This is a genomic window from Vibrio sp. F13, assembly GCF_020806305.2.
In the GTDB taxonomy this organism is placed as follows: Bacteria; Pseudomonadota; Gammaproteobacteria; order Enterobacterales; family Vibrionaceae; genus Vibrio; species Vibrio crassostreae_C.
The window spans coordinates 1,269,528-1,291,317 of record NZ_CP170176.1; the positions used below are offsets into that span (position 1 = coordinate 1,269,528).

Annotated in this window: 17 protein-coding genes and 1 pseudogene; 11 read left to right on the forward strand and 7 right to left on the reverse strand. The window is 42.7% G+C overall.

What is annotated here, in order from left to right; translation table 11 throughout:
- Positions 1-166: 166 nt before the first annotated feature.
- The 3 genes from LMH68_RS20530 to LMH68_RS20540 are packed head-to-tail and all read right to left on the reverse strand — an operon-like array spanning position 167 to position 2,621.
- On the reverse strand, positions 167-1,522 hold the full coding sequence (locus LMH68_RS20530) for an FUSC family protein (RefSeq protein ID WP_102427946.1): 1,356 nt from the start codon (positions 1,520-1,522) through the stop codon (positions 167-169).
- A gap of 9 nt (positions 1,523-1,531) precedes the next feature.
- Positions 1,532-2,398 (reverse strand): HlyD family secretion protein, encoded by an 867-nt coding sequence (locus LMH68_RS20535; RefSeq protein ID WP_017059803.1) that lies wholly within the window; start codon positions 2,396-2,398, stop codon positions 1,532-1,534.
- A 10-nt stretch (positions 2,399-2,408) separates the two neighbouring features.
- Positions 2,409-2,621 carry a DUF1656 domain-containing protein gene (locus LMH68_RS20540; RefSeq protein WP_017059802.1) on the reverse strand — a complete coding sequence of 71 codons (213 nt, stop codon included), beginning with the start codon at positions 2,619-2,621 and terminating at the stop codon, positions 2,409-2,411.
- Between the two features lie 471 nt (positions 2,622-3,092).
- Here LMH68_RS20540 and aspT point away from each other — a divergent pair, with 471 nt between their 5' ends.
- From aspT to LMH68_RS20575, 7 genes and pseudogenes are all read left to right on the forward strand, one after another.
- Entirely contained in the window at positions 3,093-4,808 is a 1,716-nt protein-coding gene (aspT, locus tag LMH68_RS20545; RefSeq protein ID WP_102427945.1) for an aspartate-alanine antiporter, read from the forward strand.
- Between the two features lie 151 nt (positions 4,809-4,959).
- Positions 4,960-6,559, forward strand: a pseudogene (locus LMH68_RS20550) (bifunctional aspartate transaminase/aspartate 4-decarboxylase).
- A 206-nt stretch (positions 6,560-6,765) separates the two neighbouring features.
- On the forward strand, positions 6,766-7,623 hold the full coding sequence (gene pdxY / locus LMH68_RS20555; RefSeq protein WP_229647520.1) for a pyridoxal kinase PdxY: 858 nt from the start codon (positions 6,766-6,768) through the stop codon (positions 7,621-7,623).
- Positions 7,624-7,836: 213 nt separating this feature from the next.
- Positions 7,837-9,009 carry a patatin-like phospholipase family protein gene (locus tag LMH68_RS20560; protein ID WP_017060058.1) on the forward strand — a complete coding sequence of 391 codons (1,173 nt, stop codon included), beginning with the start codon at positions 7,837-7,839 and terminating at the stop codon, positions 9,007-9,009.
- A 17-nt stretch (positions 9,010-9,026) separates the two neighbouring features.
- Positions 9,027-9,452 (forward strand): hypothetical protein, encoded by a 426-nt coding sequence (locus LMH68_RS20565; RefSeq protein WP_017060059.1) that lies wholly within the window; start codon positions 9,027-9,029, stop codon positions 9,450-9,452.
- Between the two features lie 158 nt (positions 9,453-9,610).
- Positions 9,611-10,516, forward strand: coding sequence for a LysR family transcriptional regulator (locus tag LMH68_RS20570; protein ID WP_413755839.1), 906 nt, complete (start codon positions 9,611-9,613; stop codon positions 10,514-10,516).
- A gap of 261 nt (positions 10,517-10,777) precedes the next feature.
- A complete protein-coding gene (locus LMH68_RS20575; protein ID WP_048608357.1) occupies positions 10,778-11,929 on the forward strand; it encodes a BamA/TamA family outer membrane protein in 1,152 nt (383 codons plus the stop codon).
- Positions 11,930-12,012: 83 nt separating this feature from the next.
- Here the strand turns inward: LMH68_RS20575 and LMH68_RS20580 are convergent, their stop codons facing one another.
- The 3 genes from LMH68_RS20580 to LMH68_RS20590 form a co-directional block, all read right to left on the reverse strand.
- Complete coding sequence (locus LMH68_RS20580) at positions 12,013-12,570, reverse strand: PhnA domain-containing protein (RefSeq protein WP_017060062.1); 558 nt, start codon at positions 12,568-12,570, stop codon at positions 12,013-12,015.
- Between the two features lie 264 nt (positions 12,571-12,834).
- Positions 12,835-15,369, reverse strand: coding sequence for a VolA/Pla-1 family phospholipase (locus LMH68_RS20585; RefSeq protein ID WP_229647518.1), 2,535 nt, complete (start codon positions 15,367-15,369; stop codon positions 12,835-12,837).
- Positions 15,370-15,387: 18 nt separating this feature from the next.
- On the reverse strand, positions 15,388-16,641 hold the full coding sequence (locus tag LMH68_RS20590; RefSeq protein WP_229647517.1) for an outer membrane protein transport protein: 1,254 nt from the start codon (positions 16,639-16,641) through the stop codon (positions 15,388-15,390).
- A gap of 358 nt (positions 16,642-16,999) precedes the next feature.
- Here LMH68_RS20590 and LMH68_RS20595 point away from each other — a divergent pair, with 358 nt between their 5' ends.
- A complete protein-coding gene (locus LMH68_RS20595; protein ID WP_086968002.1) occupies positions 17,000-18,082 on the forward strand; it encodes a site-2 protease family protein in 1,083 nt (360 codons plus the stop codon).
- Positions 18,083-18,219: 137 nt separating this feature from the next.
- On the opposite strand, the gene LMH68_RS20600 is transcribed toward LMH68_RS20595, so the two are convergent.
- A complete protein-coding gene (locus LMH68_RS20600) occupies positions 18,220-19,008 on the reverse strand; it encodes a M48 family metallopeptidase (RefSeq protein WP_017060066.1) in 789 nt (262 codons plus the stop codon).
- A gap of 139 nt (positions 19,009-19,147) precedes the next feature.
- On the opposite strand from LMH68_RS20600, the gene LMH68_RS20605 reads away from it, so the two are divergent.
- The 3 genes from LMH68_RS20605 to LMH68_RS20615 all read left to right on the forward strand — a co-directional run bounded on the left by LMH68_RS20605 (position 19,148) and on the right by LMH68_RS20615 (position 21,747).
- Positions 19,148-19,573, forward strand: coding sequence for a hotdog fold thioesterase (locus LMH68_RS20605; protein ID WP_017060067.1), 426 nt, complete (start codon positions 19,148-19,150; stop codon positions 19,571-19,573).
- A gap of 95 nt (positions 19,574-19,668) precedes the next feature.
- Positions 19,669-19,902: a DUF3389 domain-containing protein gene (locus tag LMH68_RS20610; RefSeq protein WP_017064605.1), complete on the forward strand. Its 234-nt coding sequence runs from the start codon at positions 19,669-19,671 to the stop codon at positions 19,900-19,902.
- A gap of 153 nt (positions 19,903-20,055) precedes the next feature.
- Positions 20,056-21,747 (forward strand): SgrR family transcriptional regulator, encoded by a 1,692-nt coding sequence (locus LMH68_RS20615; RefSeq protein WP_229647516.1) that lies wholly within the window; start codon positions 20,056-20,058, stop codon positions 21,745-21,747.
- Positions 21,748-21,790: the final 43 nt, after the last annotated feature.

Below are 21,790 nucleotides of genomic sequence, written 5' to 3' on the forward strand. Positions count from 1 at the left end.
GAGGTGGCAGATCGCGTTAATCGCTTTTGATGGACGCTATCCTCACTTAGTAATAATTAGCGTTAATCAATTGATTTATAATGATTTTCAATAGATAAAAAAACGGCCTGTGAAGTAAAAATACTTGGCAGACCGTTTTGTTGTGAGTTGTTAAGCGCATTTAGTTCTAAGCAGTTACCCTCACTCTAAATAGATCAGTAAACAACTTCGCTATCATCAGAATAATCAAAATGTTTACGAGCATCAAAAGTGGCGTTTCAATTCCATAAACAGGTGTGAGGTTGAGCGCACCAGATGTGAGAACAACTAATAAGTTAATACCCAATATTCGGTGTACCATGAGCTTAGGTGTCGCGAACACTTTCCATATCACCATAATGTTAAGGAAGTAGAATAGTCCCAGCTCCCATAGTTCTGTCATTAATGGCATCACAAAGATGTATTGCAACAGAACCACCGACCCTGTACCCAACACACCATAAAAAGCGTCCTTAATAACGCTTGGTGGCATGGTCGGCACCATAGAAGAGAATACACCGGCTAACATAGGAAATATGAAACCACCTGGAACTGGAAGATAAATCCAAATCAACAGCGATGTGATAAACATCGACACGCCTTGCAGTACTTTGCGCCCATCTTCATTCAAATGTTCAACAAACGTGCGATGTGCATGATGCCAAGACACGTCTTTATGATCACCTATGACATTGAGTTCACCCTCAACAAGAGATTGTTCTGGTGTTAATACATCGAACGTCTTCAAGTTGTGAGTAAGAACTGCCCATTGGATATCTAAGTCTGATTCGCTGTTACTTTGTTTGAGTAATGTATCTTGGATATGTGCCATTTCATCGATACGCAAGCGCCATGTTTGGATGTTCTCTTTAAGGTGGTAGCTTCCGGTCAGTGGCAGATCTAAAAGTTGATACAGCTTATCAATATTCGCGGTGTTGCTTTCAAGTGCGGCAATGTCGATGTTGTCTGTTTTTTCCATCGCATCTAACAACGCTTGTTTACTGGTTTCGAAACGTTGTACAAAGTTGAGTTCAGTATTCACAGGCCACACGATGCGATACACAATAGAGAACACAACAACACCTAATAGTGTTTCTTGAAGTCTAAGTACAGCAAAGTGAAAGGTGGTTTGGTTATCAAACCCGCCCATACAAGCAACAATCGAACACACGGTAAATCCTATTGAAAAGATGTAGCCGTATTTCTCGTCACTAGACATGAAAATACAAGTGCCTAAGAACACGGTAAGAAATGTTAGAAACAAAAATCGATCTTGTGAAAACATCGCAATGAGGAAAAAGGCATAACCGGTCCCTAACAAGGTTCCCATTAACCGGTTATGGCCTTTGTTTATTGAATGGGCGAAGCTCTCGTTCAATGCCATCACTGCGACGGCTATCGCAGCCCAATACGGTTTTTCCCAACCAAACCACAACGCTAGGCAGATTGCGATAACGATAGAGAGTGCGACTTTAATCGCGTCTTTAGTCGATGCAGTGAACATAAGAATCACCTAGCTATTTTTGATTATTTTGATCGAGGCAGTCATACCAACACGCAGTTGTACGTCTTCTGGTATTTTGTCTAACTTCACTTTGATAGGGATGCGTTGAGCTAGGCGTATCCATTGGAAGTTTGGATTCACGTTTGGCAATAAATCATTACCTGTGCTGCCGTCTTGCTTCGCGATACCAAAACCAATACTTTTGATATGTCCTTCTAGCTGAACATTGTTGTGCATCATTAAGGTCACATAAGCAGTGTCCTGAGCATCGACACCGACTAAATCAGTCTCTTTGAAATAACCTTCAATCCAGAAGCTATCTTCATCAATTAGCGCAACCACAGGTGAATTCGCGACAACTTGAGAGCCAACACGTAGGTTCAGATTGGTGATATAGCCGTTAGTAGGCGCATATACCTTGGTGTACTCAAGGTTGAGATGTGCTTCTTCTACGTTCGCTTTTGCCAGTTCGACATTTGCGGCGCTGGTTTCTACCGCGTTGTTCAAGTTGTTTAGTGTCAGCACGGGCACGGCACCGGGCGTTCTTTTCTCTAAATTCAACGCGCGTTGCTCTTCGTTTTTGGCTTTGGCGAGTAGGGCAAATGCTTGTTTTTGAGTCGCAAGTGCTTTTCTGTAGGTCGCCTTGTAAATACTCGGATCGATCTCAAAAAGAAGATCGCCTTTTTTTACCTTCGAGTTGTCTTCGACATGCACTTCAATGACTTGACCCGTGACTCGAGGTGTAATCGAGACGATATAAGCGCTGACTTGTCCGTCTCTGGTCCATGGGTTACTTGAGTACGACTGGTAATAGCTATAAACCACAGTTCCCGCAGCAGCCAATAATAAAAGTGTGATGAGATAACGTTTGATCACAGTAAGTGCCTCAAAAAATGGTAATAAAATGGCCGATAGCGCCAGTAAAAATCACGATCAAGCTCAGTTCTGCTATTGCAGGAAAGGCGACGTACTTATGAAGGCCAAACCGTGTCGCGATTGACCCTGTTAGCATTGTCAGTATGTAAGCCAGTGCGATAACCAATAACAGCGGTGGGAAGTAGACTTCATCCCACACAAGCTCATGCGGCATGGTATTCATGGTTCTGTTCTCTATTTGTTTGATGAATGCAACGATAACGGAGTTCGATTTATTGTGATAATCGCTTATAGAGGATCGTACCCATCAAAATCCAACTTTATTCGGTGATTATGCCAACTGCCTCTTTGTTGAGAGCCGTAAGCCAGTAAAACAACGGTAGGTAGGTTGTCGTTCTTGAAGTGGAAACACTTAATTGAAATTGATTTCGAAAATCATCTACTTTTGCCGATTTAAGATAAATCTATTTAAACCAATCACTTAAGGTGTAAATTGCACTTCAAAAACTATGCGAACAGTTAAAGTGATGATTTGATCCATCAAATGGGATTACATAATAAAACCTTTTGTTCTTAATATTCGGTTCGAAGCAACGAGATGCTTTATTTATTTTGAATAATCCAACAAATATCATTATTAAGTTATTAGTTAGATTATTTACTCCTTATATTTAGTAACAAGAGTAAATTTGTCATGGACATTATTTCTAATCTGTTTGACATGGCACCATTTGTCGCACTATTTATTACACTCTCATTGGGTTATATGGTTGGTAAAATTACTATCGGCCGATTTGTTTTAGGCGGTGTGGCCGGAACATTATTAATGGGCGTAATTATTGGGCAATTTGGTGTTCAGATTGATCCCGGCGTAAAAAGTATTTTCTTTGCGCTCTTTATTTATGCTGTGGGTTATCAAGGCGGCGCACAATTCTTTAAAGCGCTTAACTTTAGAACCATCAACATTCTGTTGTCTGCGGTTGTTATGACGGTTTCAGGCTTATTGTGTGTACTTGCCGCTGCGTGGTTGTTTGACTTAGATAGAGGTACTGCTGCGGGCCTAGCTGCCGGTGGTTTAACTCAGTCTGCGATCATTGGTACTGCAGGCGATGCGATCGCCCGTTTGGGTGGTGTGTCTGAAGAAGCCAAACATCTGATGCAAACTAACGTTGCTGTAGGTTACGCTGTAACATACATCTTTGGTTCATTAGGTCCAATCTTGATGGTGACTTGGGTATTCCCAACGTTGATGAAGTGGGACATTCGCTCTGAAGCAATTGCGTTAGAGGAGAAAAATTCTAACGGTAAACGTGATTTGGCAGATGGCGAATTTAACGCAGTCACAGCTCTAGTGACACGTGCTTTTAAAGTCACTCACGACGATAAACTGGTTGGAAAAACACTCGCGCAATTGAATCAATCATCACTTGCTGCGTGTATCGAACTTATTGAACGCGACGGAAAAGAGCTGAGTGCAGACAAGTTCACAGCACTTAAAGCGGGCGACCTTGTTGTGGTTACCGGCCGTAGAAATGCGGTTCATGAGCTACAGAGCAAGGCGCAAAGTAATGAAGTCGCATTACCGGAAAGCTATGAAGTTATTGAAGAAAACCGTCAACTTATCGCTGACAATCGCAAACTGATTGGTCGTTCGCTAAGAGAGATCAAAGATAGCTCAAATCAACGTTCGTTCCGTGGTGTGTATGTTACAGACTACATGCGTGCTGGTGCTTCAGTCGCCATTACTGATGATCTGATTGTTCAGAAAAACGACGTTATTCAATTAACAGGCACCGCACAAGACATCAACCGAGTTGAAAAACACATCGGTAAGCGTATGGGCTCAGCAACCATGACTGATTTCATCGTACTGGGTTTTGGTATGGTGTTGGGCCTTCTTATCGGCTTAATCAGTTTCAAGATTGCAGGTATTCCAGTAACGATTGGATCTGGTGCAGGTTGTTTGATCTCTGGTTTGCTTGTTGGTTGGTTACGTAGCCGAAACCCACATGTGGCTCAGTTCCCTGCGGGTGCAGCAAACTTTATTCGTGACTTTGGTTTAGCAGCATTTGTTGGCATCGTTGGCCTCCAAGCGGGCCCTCAAGCAGTTGATACCATAAAAGAACATGGTATGTCGCTTCTGTTCTTGGGTATGGCGGTCACCATCATTCCACAGATTATTTCATTCTTTTTCTCGTACTTTGTATTGAAGATAAAGAACCCAGTAGAAGCGTTAGGTTGTGTGACTGGTGGTCGAAGTGCAAACCCAGCGTTCGCTGCATTGATGGAAAAAACAGGCAACGCAACGCCAGTATTCTCTTTCACTGTGACTTACGCCGTAGCCAACGTGTTACTGACTCTATGGGGACCAATTATCGTCGGCATTATTACCGTTAATGCGGGTATGTAATTAAAACCTACAACTCATTATAGATTTAAAAAATCATCAACTTATTAACAGACCTACCCAATCAAAAATAGGGTAGGCCTGAATAATCACGCTTAAGTAAAACACTTTATTTAATTACAAGTGTTTAATATTAAATTATTAGGTAAATATTATGACTACACAAAATACAACTATCGACTTTTCAAAATTCGCTGATTTAAGCCCATTTGAATTAAAAGACAAATTAATTGAAGTTGCTCAAGCAGTGCCAGATCGTGCTTTACTAGACGCAGGTCGTGGTAATCCAAACTTCCTAGCAACATTGCCACGTAAAGCATTTATTCGCTTGGGTGAATTTGCAGTAATGGAAGCGGAACGTAACTACGCTTACCTCGGTGGTGATTTCGGTGGTATCCCTGATGGCGTGGGTATCGTTGAGCGTTTCGATACGTTTACTAAAGAATACTCAAACGACAAAGGTGTTCAGTTCATCGAGCGCGCACTAAGCTACGCAAAAGATCGTCTAGGCATCCAAAAACAAGCGTTCCTAAACGAACTCGTTCTTGCTTACCTAGCGTGTAACTACCCAGTACCACCACGTATGTTGACTAACATTGAGAAAGTGGTGAAGCAGTACATTGCAGAAGAGATGTATGGCCCAGTTCCAATGACCACGGACTTTGACTTGTTCGCAACGGAAGGTGGTACGGCATCAATGACCTACACATTCCAAACGATGTTCAACAATGGTCTATTGAAAAAAGGCGATAAAGTGGCGCTAATTACGCCAATCTTTACCCCTTACCTAGAAATCCCAGAGCTTTCTGAGTACGAACTAGAGATCGTTGAACTGCGTCTTGATGAGACCACTTGGCAGCTACCAATGTCTGAAATCGAGAAACTGGCAGATACAGACATCAAACTACTTTGCGTCGTTAACCCTGCTAATCCAGCATCAGTGAAATTCTCTGACGAGACTCTAGAGAACCTAACAAACTTTGTGAATGAGCAACGCAGTGACCTATTCATCATCACTGATGACGTATACGGTACATTTGCCGATGACTTCGTTTCTCTATTTGCAAAACTACCATACAACACACTTTGTGTTTACTCGTTCTCTAAGTACTTTGGCGCAACAGGCTGGCGTTTAGGTACCATTGGTATCCAACACAAAAACGTATTTGATGACGCACTAAGTTCTTTCAGCGAAGAAAAACAGTGTCAACTTGATGACCGTTACAAAACACTGACTCCAGAGCCACGTGACATTAAGTTCATCGACCGCATCGTTGCGGATAGCCGTAGCGTAGCCTTGAATCACACTGCCGGTCTATCTCTACCGCAACAAGTGCAAATGGCGATGTTTGCTCTAACTTGCCTAATGGATTCTGAAGGTAGCTACAAAGCAGCATGCAAGCGCATCATTCGTGAGCGCTATACAACTCTATACACCAACATGGGGCTAGAAGTTGAAGAGAACAAAGAATCGTGTGGACTACTACACACTATTAGAGTTAGACACTCTAGGTGGCAAACTATACGGTCAAGAGTTCGTTGAATGGTTCAAAGCAAGCGGTAAAGGTAAAGATTTCTTATTCCGTCTAGCTCACGAAACTGGTGTTATTTTACTACCAGGAAATGGCTTCGATACTGTACATGCGTCGGTTCGCGTATCTCTGGCTAACCTGACTCACCATGAGTACGAACTGATTGGCCGCGCAACTCGCAAGGTATTGGACGAGCACTTCGCTGAGTTTCAAGACGCATAAGTTCAAGTCTGGCTTAGAATCAAATACATGATTTAAAGCCGATGACGTCCAACTCATTAAGAATAAGCCTCGGCGATGTCGAGGCTATTCCGACCAAATAAGCACAGTGGTTAAATCGATAAAACTTCCTATCTTGATTTTCCGTTGTGTTTATTTAGTCGTCTTATCCAAGTATTCAAATCCATTTCAAACTGAAAGAGCGACGTATGAAAAGCATTATTTCTATTCAATCTCACGTGGTTTACGGGCATGCAGGAAACAGTTCTGCGGTTTTTCCAATCCAAAGAATGGGACTCGATGTGTGGCCAATCCACACTGTTCAGTTCTCTAATCACACTCAATATCAACAAGGTTGGACCGGGCAAACATTCGGCTCAGATGATATTCGAAACTTGATTCGAGGCTTAGACAACATCAACGTACTGAAAGACTGTGGTGCGATCCTATCGGGTTATCAGGGAAGCGCAGACCAATGTAAAGCGGTTGCCGAGTCGGTTAATTTAGTTAAAGAAAAGAACCACAGTGCACTCTATGTTTGTGACCCTGTAATGGGTGACCCAGATAAAGGTTGTATCGTTGAGGATGGCGTTAGAACCGCCATTACTAAACACTTGCTTCCTATTGCCGATGTTATAGTGCCAAACCAATTTGAACTAAGTGAATTGACCGGCATTAAAATCCTCTCCCTTTATGACGCGGTTACAGCATGTAAGAAAGCATTGGAGCTTGGTCCAAAGATGGTGCTCGTGAAGCATCTTCACTCATTACCCGATGACGCGTTCAGTATGATTTTAGCAACGAAAAAGGCATGTTATTTAGCCCAACGACCGAACATTGAATTTGCTCAACAACCGGTTGGTGTCGGTGACCTTATCTCTGGCCTGTTTACCGCAGGGTTAATAAAGAGAATGTCTCCCATAGCTGCATTCCGACATGCAAATAACGCGGTCTATGGTGTGTTGGAGCTAACTAAAAGCTATGGCACTTGGGAGCTACAAACAATCAATGCACAATATGAATTTGTAGAGCCTACCCACGATTTCAACGTGGTCAAAATCGGGTAGAGCGTTTAACTCCGATAGTGGTGGAGGGTGTACCTATTCGATGGGTCGCATCCTACAAACGAGATTACGAGCTAAGACTAAACCTAGCTATATTACTCCCAGAAAGAGACGGACTTCACTTTATCCCTATTTATTAACTTCTCTGTTTATAGCTGTTCTTTTGATTAAACAGAGTTTCTGAATCATTTTAGAGAACATTAAATGAGCCTAATTATGAACCGTCTAATTTCCTCGGGTTTTACCGTTGCTTTGTCATTACTTGTAGTGGCATGTAGCTCACCCCACACGTTGGATGTACGCGTACACAAAGACAATTACAAAGAAGTGGTTGTAGAAGAAGCGATATCAGTAAAAGAGCCATTGCGTATGTGGGCGAGTGAGAACCCAGACTTCTTATACTCTCCAATCGATCAAACAACGCCAATTAAAGTGTCAGGTGAGCAACTAAATATCTTAGCTTTGTCAGGAGGCGGCGCGAACGGAGCCTTTGGAGCCGGTATTTTGATAGGGTTGGAAGAATCTGGCCAATTGAAAGACTACTCAATAGTTACTGGCATCAGTGCAGGAGCGCTAATGGCACCATTTGTATTCATCGGCGGAGATGCATTTCCGAAGATGAAGGAGGTGATGTTAAACATCAATGACAAATCAGTGCTCGGCAAAAAGAACTTTTTAAACACCGTGTTTAAAGATGCTTTTACTGACGGTAAAAACTTGAATCAATTTATCGCTCAGGCGTTCCCTGAACCGATGATCGAGCAAATTGCTGCGCGACACCGCAACGGTAAGCGTTTGTTTATTGGTAGCACACACTTTGATTCTGGAGAGCTTGTCATTTGGAATGTGGGCGCAATTGCAAATAGTGACATGCCAGATAAGTCTGAACTTATATATAAGGTTTTAGCAGCAAGTGCTTCTATTCCTGGAGTCTTCCCACCGCAGTTTATCAATGTGAAGTACGAAGGTAAAAGTTATGAAGAACTTCACGTCGATGGTGGTTTAGCCGCTCAAGTATTTTTCAATCCATCTAACTTCGACTATCAGCAGATCTCAGATGCTCTTGGGTTAGAAAAACCACCACAGCTCGATGTTATTCGAAATGGAGCACTGAAAGCGCCGTACCACTCGCTGAGAGATAAGGGTCTAGATTTAGTAGCAAAGAGCGTATCAAGCCTGACTCTTGCTCAAACACGTGGTGATTTATATCGAATGAAATACATCTGTGAAATCAACAACATTGATATGCAATTTACTTACATCGAGCACGACTTTGGTTACGCCAAACGAACCAAAGACATGTTTGATGAACACTATTTATTAACCATATACGAATATGGTTATCACAAAGCAACTCAGGGCAAACCTTGGGTAACAGAATTACCTTAATTTAGGGATATCGTAAAATGAATAAAACAGCTTTAGCGCTACTTATCATGGCAACGTCTAGCGCTGCCATGGCACAAAATGTGACCTCAATGGAACAGCAAAAAGTCGATAACGACATGCTACAACTGGCCGACGTTCAACAAGAAGCGGCGTTGTTCATGGTTGAAGAAAATTCAGACTACGTGGAGATTGACTACATTGGTCAGTGGGTTGACGTGAACAATTACGTCACACACAAAGAAGCTAAAGAACGCCAGCTTCAAAAGACCACCAAGAAATACATTTACTCGCAAACAGGTGAAACTCTAGAATCCATCGAGCAGCGAATTGCTGAGCATATTCAAGTGGACCAACCTAGATATTTCAGTGTCGATGTTTACCGTAATTACCACGGTGATTCTGGGGACTTTAACTATCTAGCTCGAGTTATCGAATACATTTAAGTTATTCGTTTGACATCAACGATAAAACCTACTAGCTTAAGTAGGTTTTTTTGTTTCAAATTGACGAATTATTTTCACTAATATTATTCTGACAAAGTAGATATTTCGCCAACCTGTGATAATTTAAAGACATAACGATTAAAAGTAAGCACAACAAAATGAATTTCAGCATTGAACAACTTCTTGCTTTTGTAACTGTCTATGACCAACTGTCTTTCAGCAAGGCAGCAGTCAAGCTTAACAAGCACAGAACGACAATCGGGCAGGTTATAACTAACCTTGAAGACCAACTCGCGGTAAGCCTATTTGAAAGGGTTGGACGCTCTGTAAAGCCGACAGAAGATGGTCATCTTCTTTACCACTACGCTAAGCAAACGATTGAACAGGCAAGAACATTCGACAAGGTGGCTTTGAGCTTGTCTTATGGCGGGTTGGAAAACATCACCTTTGCTTATTCTGGTGTGATACCTCATCAAATGCTTTTGGATATTCGAAAGAAACTGCGTAGTGATTTCCCGATGATGCGAGTGAACTTTTTAATCCGAAACAAAAAGGATATTAAGAAGGGCCTTCAAAGTGGCGAGTACCACTTTGGATTAGTCAATGTGCATGACAGCCGGGGTATACACAGCTTTGATGCGACTTTTCTAGGTCACATTGAATTTTCCCCATTCGTTCAAAAAAATGGTGAGTTCTCATCTTTGGCGCAAGAGGATGTACTTTTAGCGTTAAGAAATTCAAAGCAGTTTATCTTGAGATCGTTTATTGAAGAGGGAATGTCAGAAAAAGTAACCATCAGCTCCGATAACGAAGAAGTCAATCAATTGGCGTTAGTTATTAAAATGGTTGAAGCCGGTTTAGGGTGGGCACTGTTACCAAAAACGTTTGCTCATTCTGAATTTTCCCATTACGACATTGAACCTATACAGTCGTCTGAAATGCACCAAGGATTCAAATTCGGTTTTGCGCTTTGGTGCAATCATTCTAAGCAAGTGAAGGATGTAAAATTATCGGTTTTATCTGTTATACAAGAACATGTTGATCGAGTATTGAGTCAATATTAGCAAAGGAAGAATGTAGGTAACTTATTAATAGAGGCTCATTTATATGAGCCTTTTGCGTTTCTGTCATCTCGAAAGCTCTTTAATTTTGTAGGGCGACATCCTCTATATAAGAGTAGGGCAACACCATTATTTGGCCTATTCTATGCCTGTCGATTAAGGACCCCCTTTATTGGCAATAAGTGTTTAATTTCTATGTTTATTGCAAGGAAGCAAACTTTTGGCCGGGTTTCGTCACCCGGTCTTTTTTATGAGGCAAATTTTATGACTCGCTGCGGCGGCATTGTTCTTCTTTCCTGCTTTTTATTTACAACATCTTCTTTCGCATCGTTTTATGATCCTGTTGATGGTCAATTTGATATGGGGCATCACCTTGCGGAAAACGCACATGGCTTTTTGCCTATCCCAATTTTGATTACCGAGCCTGCGGTGGGGTACGGCGGCGGTGTGGCTGGTTTGTTTTTACATGAGACGGATGAGGAAAAGCGACAAAGAAAGCAAGCTGCTCTTTCTGCCATAGATGGTGGTGCGCAGTTAGTACCCTCAGCAATGTCAGTAGTGGGCGCAGTAGGGACAGAGAACGAAACTTGGTTTGTATTTGGTGGCCATAGACGATCTTGGATGAATGATTCCATTCGTTACACAGGAGGCGGCGGCTTTGGTGTTGCGAATTTGGATTTGTACACATCAATCAACTGGGGCCCCATAGATCATGACCTTAGAATAGGCACGTCAACTTCGGTAGCCGTACTTTCACAAAAGGTGCAGTTCCGGATTGGGCATACGCCTTGGATGTTGGGAATAAAGCAGTTATTAGCTAAGTCTGAGATTGAATTTGATAACATGGTTTTAGACCGAATTTTGGGTAACGAATCGGTTACTTCTGGTTTAGGGTTGGAGGCTGAATATGACACAAGAGATAATTTATTTTATCCAACCAAAGGTTACAAATTGTCTGCAGATTACATGGTGTACGACGATGCGATTGGCAGTGATTACAATTACCGAAATTTGAACATAGATGGCGAAGCCTATATCCCAATTACCAATAAATGGACGTTAGGCTTGGCTGCAAATTATCAAAGCTTCGAACAGCAAGACCTGTTTGTATCACCCACAGCGAAACCGTACGTGTCGTTACGCGGGGTGTCATCTTATCGGTACCAAGGAGATGAGATTGAAACAATTCAAGGCCAATTGACGTATAGCATCACTCATCGTTGGAAGGTGTCTGGGTTTTACGGTTCAGGGGTTGCAAAGCAAGATAACGGCATAAGCCACGACAGTACCGTCAATGCCGGAGGTGTCGGCTTTCGATACCAAATCGCGAGACGTTACGGTTTGCACCTTGGGATGGATTATGCGCAAAGCCATGAAGAACGCGCTATCTACTTTAACGTAGGCAGTGGTTTCTAGAACAACGGAATAGGTTGAATTTTTCCAAGAAAAAAGGCGCTAATTAGCGCCTTTTCGTTTTCTATCACTTTCTTACAGTAAGATTACTTCTTACGGCAGAACTCAGCGATTACGTACATTGATTGACCGCCGTTTGTTTTACCAGAAACAAGCTTAGGATCGTCACCAACGCTGATACCACGAATAACAGTACCTTGCTTAATCACTTGGTTAGTACCTTTGATTGGCAGGTCTTTGATTACTGTTACGTCGTCACCTTTCTTAAGTTCAACGCCATTCACATCAAGAGGCTTGTCATCAGCAGACATGCCGATTTGTGCCCAAACTGATGTTTCTTCTTCAAGGTACATCATGTCTAGCGCGTCCTGAGCCCAGCTTTCTGTGTTCAGACGAGTAAGTTGACGCCATGCCGTTACTTGAACTGGCGCTTCCTGGCTCCACATGCTGTCAGTCAGACAACGCCAGTGGTTGATATCTTTAGGATCGTCAATCTCACCAAGACATTTGTCACATACCATGATGCCGTGATCCACTGTTACGTGGCTGTGTGGCGGCACTGCGTATGCAGTAAGAGAAGAATCAGAACCACATAGTTCACATTTAGATTGGCAGCGTTCTAGCATAGTAGCTTCAGAAGACATAATGGACTCACATTTATTAGGTATTAAATTACGGGGCTATTATCCACTTTATTTACAATAAAGAAAGAGGTCGTACGGTATTCTGTCTTGATTAATTTTAGCTGAGATCAACCATTTGTGTTTTAAAGTTTTATGCAAACGGTTAACTAGGGGAACTGTTCGAACGGCAGATACAAAAATGCCAGCGGTTAGGCTGGCATGAATAAGTTATAACTTGGCTTAATGATCTGGGCTATTTACCTTTTAATCATTAGTTACTTGTTGCTAATCAATCGTTGCATCAAGCAGTGCAGGGTTAACGACCAAGCTACCCGTCGCATTACCTTGTGTGAGATTGAATTGCACAATTTGTGATACCATTTCTTCATGCGCGGCACTGTCGTCTTCTGCAGGTAGGTGAGATTTTTGTGGTGCAATCACAGTACTATGCTCAGCAAATGAAGTGCGAGCAAAATAAGATGCCAATAATTGGCCTGTAGAATGATTAACACTGTTCTTTAACTCAAGTTTGCTAAACAGAGCTTGCGTGCCAGCTGTAGGCAGTCGAGTCGTATTAGGTATTGTTTCATCACCTTCTGCTTGTATGCCAAGTACAGGGCCAGACATAAGTGTCGCTATGTTAATCGGGTCAACATTGTCTAACACGGTTTGCGCCGCATAAGTGAATGACGTGAGCGTTGCATCAATCACGGCTTTTGTTTGCTTTTGTTCATTACTTGCGTTCGAGTCACTGAGCGTTTCATAGAAATCATCAAAGCAATCACCACCGTCAACTGCCGGCGTTTTGTTATAACAATTGACCGCATAATAGTCTTGATAGGCGGTGACTTGAGTACCTATTACCGTATGCTTTATTGTGCCGGAAAATGAGGTAGATTCAAGTAAGAATTGACCGATACCACCGCCTGGATTCGCTAGCGTTGTCGCTTTATAAGCAAGTTCGTCATCAACCGTGATGCCGAATTTCGCATCAATTTTGGTGTTGGCTACCGCTGAAGAGCTAATGCCAGTAATGCCACCAATAGAATGCCCCATCAAAGAGACGTTGCTCGTATCTAAAGAGCTAAATGGTGCACCAGTACCGTTATTGAGCGCAAGTCTCAAACCAATGCCATCAATCGCACTTTGTCTAATATTGTCACGGGCAACCGGTAAGTACTCAAGGTTCATGTACACAGTCGGTGTGTTTGGCGTAGTCACGACTTCTCCATTTTGTCCAAGACCTCGCTGACCATGTAGCGGTTGATCAATCGCAACAATGGCATAAGGTTGCTGGCCGGTTTGGATTGCGCCCGCAATATGCTGCAACGCGAAAGCGTAACTGGTCTCTTTTAAACTGGTAATACCGTGCTGGTATTGAAGTACTGGCAGGCTGTTACCGACAAGGACACCAGAAGGAATAAACATAATAACATCAACGCTTTCAACAGAGCGAATCTGTGGTACTGGGCTGTATTTGGTTAAAATTCGTTCCTGGTCTAACTGTGAGCCATTCGCTAAGGTGAGTTCGGCACCAATTAGGTTTTTTTGGTAGTTTGGGTCCAATAATTGATTAGCTGGATCTGAGATACCTAACTCAAATAGTTGTCGTGCAATCTCACCTTTATCCGCATCTGAACCCGATGATAGAACCTTTAGTATCTTGAGTACACTTGGCATGCTACTGCGCCAAGGCTGAGTTTTCCAACCACTATTCGCCGTATCATTTGATAGAAAATAAGGCAATTTCACCTTGGCACGATATACCGTGATCTCGCTTCCTGTTGCTAACTTGAAACCTGCGTAGTTGGTTGTGAGCGCATCAATACCTGCCGTCCCCAGAGCAGCCATTGCATACGGGTCAACGCTTAACGCGGTATCAAATGGCATAGTGTTTGGGATCGGGCTTGCACTGTCTATTTCTATCTCATAAAGGCTATTGAGCATATCTGCATCAATATTGTTCGGGTTGGCGCTGCCTTGCCAAATCTGAGATTGGGTTGATTCATACCCTAGTGCTAACGCGTTTTTAGTATTTTGCATAACGTTACCTGCCGAGGCGGTGGTAAACCAAGATGAGTAGATGATTTCATCTGAGCTTGATACAGACCCATAGCCAGCGAATAATGCTTCAACCTGGTGGATGATTTTTTGTGGTAAATCGAGTGAGCCAGCTTGGTCTATATCTGTCGTTTTTAGAGACGCGTAAGAGCTTGATGTTCCGAGTGGTTCATCTGCACTATCAACAATTGAGTCAGTTAATGCGTAGATATAGTCAGAGCTAGGATCTAACCCCTTAAGAGGCACAATATTTATGGTTTTGAAGTCGCTGGATACCACTAAGTAGTCAACACCAGCTGTTAGTGCAGTAAAGTTAGACATAACCCCTGTGCTAAGATCAACATCCACTTTAGCGACTTTTACGCCAGCATTTAGGTGCGCGCTAAATGGTGTCGTCCCGTTCATCACGACATCATTCTTCAACGTTCTGTCACTTGGAAGATTCACATTAATAGTGAATGGCATGATAGTACTCCAACCATCAGCTTCTCCCATCGCTACTTTTGGATCATTCAGTAACCCCGTTGACTTTGCATCTAGAGGAATGTTCAATGTGTGATCATTGGTATCGAATAGAAAGAAAGACGGCAGAGGAATATCTGCTTCTGGGCCTAAGAGCGTAAAGCTGACTTTTGAGCTTCGTTCCAAGGATTGTTCGATAGCATCAGAATAGATAGATCCTGAGCTTTCACTATTATCACCACATCCAGCAATTAGTAATGCCGAGCATACGAGAGAAAAAGAAAATTTATTGTTCATGTAATTATTCCCGTACGGTTAGTTGAAGGTATAGTTTAGTTGGATCGCAGAAAGGTAAGCAGCGCCTTCAGCATCAAATGTTAACTTGTCATCGGCAGCATCAGTTTCTGTGAATGAACCACTTTTACTTTGCACGAGAGCAAATGCAGCATCGACAGTCATGTTTTCAGAAACTGCGTAAGTTAAACCCGCTGAATACCACATCCGATCGCTGTCTGGGATACTTAAGGTTGCTTCACCTGCTTGTTCGTCATATGCCAAACCTGCACGTAAAGTCCAGTTTTGGTTAACCGTGTAAGTAGCACCTACAGACCATCTTTGGTTGTCTTCGTAATGTTCTGTCTTTAAGAAACATTCATTATTTTTACAATCAGGACTCGTCGCTTTTAACTCTTTGAACTTACTCCACTTAGTTAACTGCCAACCGTAGTGTACGGCCCAAGCATCATTTAGTTGGTGGAAAGCAGATAGTTCGAAGATGTCTGGTAGCTCAATTTCTAGCCGCCCTGTTGTTTTTCCTGGCTGGTCATTAGCCATTTTTAAACCTACATAGTCAGTGAACTCACCGTCATCAAAATCGAGTTCAACAGACGATCGGTAACCAAAGCCAAAACGGTTGTACTCGTTTAGTTCATATAACGCACCCACGTTCCAACCAAAAGCAAATGTCTCACCAGTCATCGATATCAATTTGTCGCTTGATGAACCACCAACAGGAAGGCTGCCTTTATGTCTGTTGAGTTCAGCTTCTGCATAAACAAAATTAACGCCAGCTCCAACACTAAAGCTATCGTTAACTCTGTACGCAATGTTTGGATTTAGGTTTACGGACACCAAAGATGTGTCACCGGCTAAATCACCTGCATAAATATCATCGGGATAATCAGTAGCAACGCCATATGTAGTGAACATGCCAATCCCCCAAGCCCATTTATCGTTGATAGGGCTAATGTAGTAAGCGGCAGGGACTATTTGTAAAGGGGCTACGTCAGAAGACTTCTGATTGAAATCGCTATCATTAATTTTGGTTTGAGTGACGTTAACCTCTGGATCAACGATAGAAACCGCGCCTGAAAATTGGGCTGTATCAAATAGGGTCATTGCGGCGGGGTTTCTCGCTAGTACACTCGCGTTATCGGCTACAGCGCCTTCACCTGAGAATGCGCGACCAAGACCTGAGGCAGAATGCTCAGCAACTTGGAAACCAGCCGCAAGTGAGTTACATGCAAATAGTACTGAAAGTGAAACGAGAGAGCGTTGTATTGTTTTCATCCTTGACCCTCCTAGGGCATCGAATTTCGTTATTATGGTTTGAAAACACACTGAGCATTTTTGGTGTTGAAGCTCTAATGTAAATGGCATGTTAAATTCATGTTTTATATAAAGTCAAAGAAAGAGTTGTTATTTTGTGAGGTTATGTTTTAAAGGGGCGACACTTTAACATCGATAATATAAGTATAATCAATAATTTATTCGTGGTTGGAGGTGTGACCAGAGTGTTTATGCATCGTTGCGGTATAAATAGTGTTCAATAGCTCAATATGTAACAACTTTGTTTCTGTTTACCACCATTCGCTAAATCGGCATAATATCGACACTCGTTAGAAGTCATTAAATTGGAATTTTAAGTTTGGAATTACTCGCGATAGAGTTTCTTGGAAAACCGCTTCGTTTAGAAGGATCAATGGCAGGGTGGCAACAGTTGTATTGGGATAACACTTTGGTATCTCAATTAGATGCGACCACAGACCAAGAAGACGCACGAAAACACGAATTTACACTACGCGCTGGCGAAGAAACGTTGCAGTGTCACGTTGAGTCGACAGTTCAGTGGCAACCGTTTGAGATGACGTATAAAGCATTGGTCAATGGCCAAACCATTTCCGAAGGCAATCGAAACACCAAAGATATCGAACAACAAACTCCTGTTGTCGCTCCTAAACCAGAGAAGCGTTTTAGCTTAATTGGGTTGGTGTCGCTCGGTATGAAAGCGCTAAAAAGCGCCAAGCTAATCAAGGTCGTACTTGCTTCTGCGAGTTTAGCGGCCTATTCATGGTTGTTTTCAATTCAGTTCGCTTTGGCCTTAATCGCCTGTTTAATGTTCCATGAGTACGGTCATATTAGAGCGATGAAATACTTCGGCATGAAAACCAAAGGGATCTATTTGATACCATTTCTTGGTGGCTTGGCGTTATCCGATGAAAAGATTAATACGCGTTGGCAAGATGTGGTTATATCAATCATGGGGCCATTGTTCGGCCTGATATTGTCGTTAGTATTTATGGTGCTGTACTGGGCGACTGGCGAAATGTTCTTTGCCGGCCTTGCAGTATTTAATGCTCTATTAAACCTGTTCAATCTATTGCCGATTTTGCCTCTCGATGGCGGACATGTTCTTAAAAGTATCAGTTTCTCGATGAACAGCGTACTTGGCATTGTACTTTGTGTCGCGGCTGCCGTTGCTGGTGTGGTATTGAGTTATCAGTTGAATTTAACCCTGTTTGGTTTCTTATTGATCATGGGCAGTGTTGAAATACTGTTCGAATGGAAAGGACGTCATCACAGTCACTTGTTACCGTTAGACAAATACGGGCAAGTCGTGTCGTTCGTTTGGTATGTGGGTTTAGTGAGCAGTTTGATTGGTGTCATCTGGTATTTTGCATCTACTGGTGATCAGCTATTAAGCCTACCATTACAAATTCTTGGTACTTAACCTGTGAATTTCTGTTGTTGGAATTATCCAGCTACTTAGTGCACTTGAACTGTTAGCAAGCAAGAAACTAAAAATGCCCTAACCAATATGGATAGGGCATTTTTGTATTTACACCAGCTAGGCGATTCTTACTTAGATTACGCTTTGCAATTTGGTCTTGGTGAACCTGATTGAGGAAGCGTTTTTATCGTTGCTTGTAGATCTTTAATACGCGTACTGTGGGAAGGGTGCGTAGAAAGCAACTCTGGCGGTTGATTACCCCCTGATGCTTTCGCCATGTTTTGCCACAAGTTGACACTTTGGTTTGGATCGAAACCTGCTTGAGCCATATACTCTAAACCAACAACATCGGCTTCAGACTCTTGAGTTCGCCCATACGGTAGAATAACGCCATATTGAACGCCTAACCCTAACGCGGCCATCGTCATACCTTGATACTGTTTGTATTCTGATGCACCTAACGCAACGTTAGTAATAGATAAGCCCGTATTAGCGATTTGAGACTGAGAAAGGCGCTCATTACTGTGGTCCGCTAAAACGTGTGCCACTTCGTGACCGATAACCGTCGCGAGTTGGTCTTGATTGACTGCAACCTTGAGTAACCCTGTGTATACACCGATTTTTCCGCCAGGTAGGGCGAATGCGTTCACTTGATCACTATCAAACACAACAACTTCCCATTCACTAAAACCTTGTTTAGGAATATATTGAGTGATGCTGTTCGCTACGCACTGTACATAAGCGTTAGTTTTGGCATCTTTGCTGATGGGTTGTTCTTTTTTCATTTGTTCAAAAGACTGTGCACCAAGCTGAGACATGTCTTTATCTGAAAAAAGCAGCAATTGGTTTCTGCCTGTCGGAGAAGCGCTACACGCGGTTAGGCCTGCAAGTGTGAGAAGCGAGGCAAACTTCATCCATGACGTCATACAATATCCTCTGTGTATTCGGTTTTTATGCATGTTAACATCAACTTGCGTAATAGCTAAGGGCTGTAAGATAACTAACAGCGGTAATATAGAAAAAAGCTATGCACGCGATAACAAGATCAATAATTAAGGAACCTATATGAGTATTTGGAAAAAGCCCGTTGACCTAGATACCTTCAACGCGACCTCAAAAAATACCTTAATTGAACACCTCAACATTGTTTACACCGAAGTAAATGACAATTCTTTGGTAGCAACCATGCCGGTTTGTCACTTTACGCACCAACCACTGGGTATGCTTCATGGCGGCGCATCGGTTGTGCTAGCAGAAACGCTTGGCTCATTGGCTGCAAACTTCTGCGTACCAGAAGGCTATTATTGCGTTGGGCTCGATATCAATGCGAACCACGTAAGGTCAATGCGTGAAGGGCATGTCATTGGTACTGCTGAGCCTATTCACTTGGGCGTCTCTACTCAAGTATGGCAGATCAATATCACTGATGATCGTCAACGCTTAGTTTGTACCAGCCGTTTAACCATTGCCGTTAAGAAACATAAGCGATAACAGACTAGGCAGTCGTACGCTGGTTTTGTCTTTAGAAGAAGTAATCAGTACTTAGAACAAGCAATCAGTATTTAAAGAAGTAACCCGAGAAGCCCATGGTCATAACGTTTAAAAGTGGAAAAGTCATCGCAACCGCACATGAATTGGTTGTTCGTTTAGATGGGGAGCATAGAGTCACGCTGCAAGCCCAAGTTGATGCAATTCAATTGATCGGAAAAGGGGCAAATGTTATTTCAGCTAACGGTTCTGAGTGTAAATGGTCGATAAAATTAGACGATGAACAGCAGCTCCGTGAAATCGCCAATGAAATTGGCTGCGATGTAATGTAATCCTTTACGGTAAAAGCACTTAACCCTTAAGACTGAATAACATCTTAGGGTGTCGTACTCATAATTCACAATAAAATTGTGTCAGTAATATTGATTTTACGCCATAAAATAGGGAAACTGAATTCAATGTCCTTTGAATAAGTTTTCCTCTTTATGAGCAGCCCAAGACTTCGCGTTCAATTTGAAACCCTGTTTGAATACTTCGATGGTAAAGATTCTGATGTTCAACTCGACGACATCACGGATGTGCTTTGTTGTACCCGTCGTAATGCCCGAATGGTACTCAACAAGCTTGAAGAAGAAGGGTGGGTAGAATGGTTACCTGCAGCTGGTCGAGGGAAGTTATCTCAACTTATCTTTAAACAGAATCGTTGTGATGTCAGCGAGAACCTAGCAAGACGCTATTTACAAGAAGGCAAAATTGGACAGGCGCTGTCAGTGCTTGATCACAATGCTGCCAAACTCACCCAAGTTATTCAAAACTACTTGGGTGTACAGTATCAAGAAGGCGAACAAGTTATTCGTTTGCCTTATTACCGTCCGCTATCCATGCTTAATCCGATAAAGTCTATGCGTCGTTCAGAGCAACACATCGCCTGCCAAGTCTTCAGTGGTCTAACGCGTTTGGATGAAAACGATCAGCTCCAGCCTGATCTTGCGCACTCGTGGCAGCAGATTAGTGATTATCAATGGCGGTTCTTCTTGAGGCCAGGTGTTCGTTTTCATAACGGAGAACCTCTGTTAACCAACCATGTTGTGGATACACTTCTTGCCCTCGAACCTCTCAACATGTTTTCGCATATCAAAGATGTCTCTTCACCTGCAAATTGTGTCGTAGATGTCTTTCTCACACGCCCAGACAAGTATTTTCCGCTCGCACTAACGGAATCGGTCGCTAAAGTCACGTTACCGATCACTTTACGTGGTGAAGATTACGATATTCGACCGATTGGAACGGGACCTTATCGCATCGAAAAGAACGACGAGAAACAACTCGTGTTAACCGCTTTTAATGGGTACTTTGGTTTTAGACCGTTAATTGATCGCGTTGAAGTTTGGGTGGTGGATGAGGCTTATTCTTCAATGGTTTACCCAAGCCTATCTAAGCCTGTTATGGCCGACCGTGGCGATAGCGATGAAGTAGAACTCGATCCTGGCTGCACGTATTTACTGCTCAATAGAAAGAAAGGTATTGCACAAGATCCTGCATGGGCACAGTTTTTATCTAACGCGTTGAATGCGGCGGATCTGTTTGTTCATATTCCAAAAGAGACCGTTATCGATTTGGGCGTGTTACACGCTTATGGCATAAAACCTGGTTGGTATGACATCAAATTGAAGGTGCCAGTTTGTCCACCAGCAATTTCCAAACCAACGATAAGATTGGCGTATCAATGCCAACACCCAATGTTTCCAACGCTTGCCAAGGCGATTGTCACGGTGCTGAAGCAATACAACGTCGATGTTGATCTTTACGGTTACGAAACCGATCCTCCACACGCTGATGATGTCGATATTTGGATTAGCCCTATGGGTATCGCTAATAACAGAGACGACGCTTTAGCCGGTTGGCTAATGGACTACAGTTTTCTTGATGAATCTAGCCCGGCAGAAGACTTCGACCAATGGTGTCACATGATTGACCGTTGGCGTTCGGGGGAATTCGAGCAATTCCCAGCAAGACAACTCGGTAAACAACTTGTCCAAAGCAATCAATTGATTCCAATGTTCCATTGCTGGTTAGGCGTTAATAAAGATCAATGTGGTACGTTGCAAAACGCGAAATGTAATGCATTAGGTTGGTTCGACTTTAGCCAAGTTTGGGTGAAGCCTGACGTTGATTGAAATCCAAGAAAACTCAATTAGGACCAAACAACTCATTTAGGAA

Bases quoted from the DNA above. Each gene is read 5' to 3' on its own strand.
- LMH68_RS20530 (WP_102427946.1), bottom strand. From the start codon at position 1,522: ATGTTCACTGCATCGACTAAAGACGCGATTAAAGTCGCACTCTCTATC.
- LMH68_RS20540 (WP_017059802.1), bottom strand. From the start codon at position 2,621: ATGAATACCATGCCGCATGAGCTTGTGTGGGATGAAGTCTACTTCCCA.
- aspT (WP_102427945.1), top strand. From the start codon at position 3,093: ATGGACATTATTTCTAATCTGTTTGACATGGCACCATTTGTCGCACTA.
- pdxY (WP_229647520.1), top strand. From the start codon at position 6,766: ATGAAAAGCATTATTTCTATTCAATCTCACGTGGTTTACGGGCATGCA.
- LMH68_RS20560 (WP_017060058.1), top strand. From the start codon at position 7,837: ATGAACCGTCTAATTTCCTCGGGTTTTACCGTTGCTTTGTCATTACTT.
- LMH68_RS20565 (WP_017060059.1), top strand. From the start codon at position 9,027: ATGAATAAAACAGCTTTAGCGCTACTTATCATGGCAACGTCTAGCGCT.
- LMH68_RS20570 (WP_413755839.1), top strand. From the start codon at position 9,611: ATGAATTTCAGCATTGAACAACTTCTTGCTTTTGTAACTGTCTATGAC.
- LMH68_RS20575 (WP_048608357.1), top strand. From the start codon at position 10,778: ATGACTCGCTGCGGCGGCATTGTTCTTCTTTCCTGCTTTTTATTTACA.
- LMH68_RS20580 (WP_017060062.1), bottom strand. From the start codon at position 12,570: ATGTCTTCTGAAGCTACTATGCTAGAACGCTGCCAATCTAAATGTGAA.
- LMH68_RS20585 (WP_229647518.1), bottom strand. From the start codon at position 15,369: ATGAACAATAAATTTTCTTTTTCTCTCGTATGCTCGGCATTACTAATT.
- LMH68_RS20590 (WP_229647517.1), bottom strand. From the start codon at position 16,641: ATGAAAACAATACAACGCTCTCTCGTTTCACTTTCAGTACTATTTGCA.
- LMH68_RS20600 (WP_017060066.1), bottom strand. From the start codon at position 19,008: ATGACGTCATGGATGAAGTTTGCCTCGCTTCTCACACTTGCAGGCCTA.
- LMH68_RS20605 (WP_017060067.1), top strand. From the start codon at position 19,148: ATGAGTATTTGGAAAAAGCCCGTTGACCTAGATACCTTCAACGCGACC.
- LMH68_RS20610 (WP_017064605.1), top strand. From the start codon at position 19,669: ATGGTCATAACGTTTAAAAGTGGAAAAGTCATCGCAACCGCACATGAA.
- LMH68_RS20615 (WP_229647516.1), top strand. From the start codon at position 20,056: ATGAGCAGCCCAAGACTTCGCGTTCAATTTGAAACCCTGTTTGAATAC.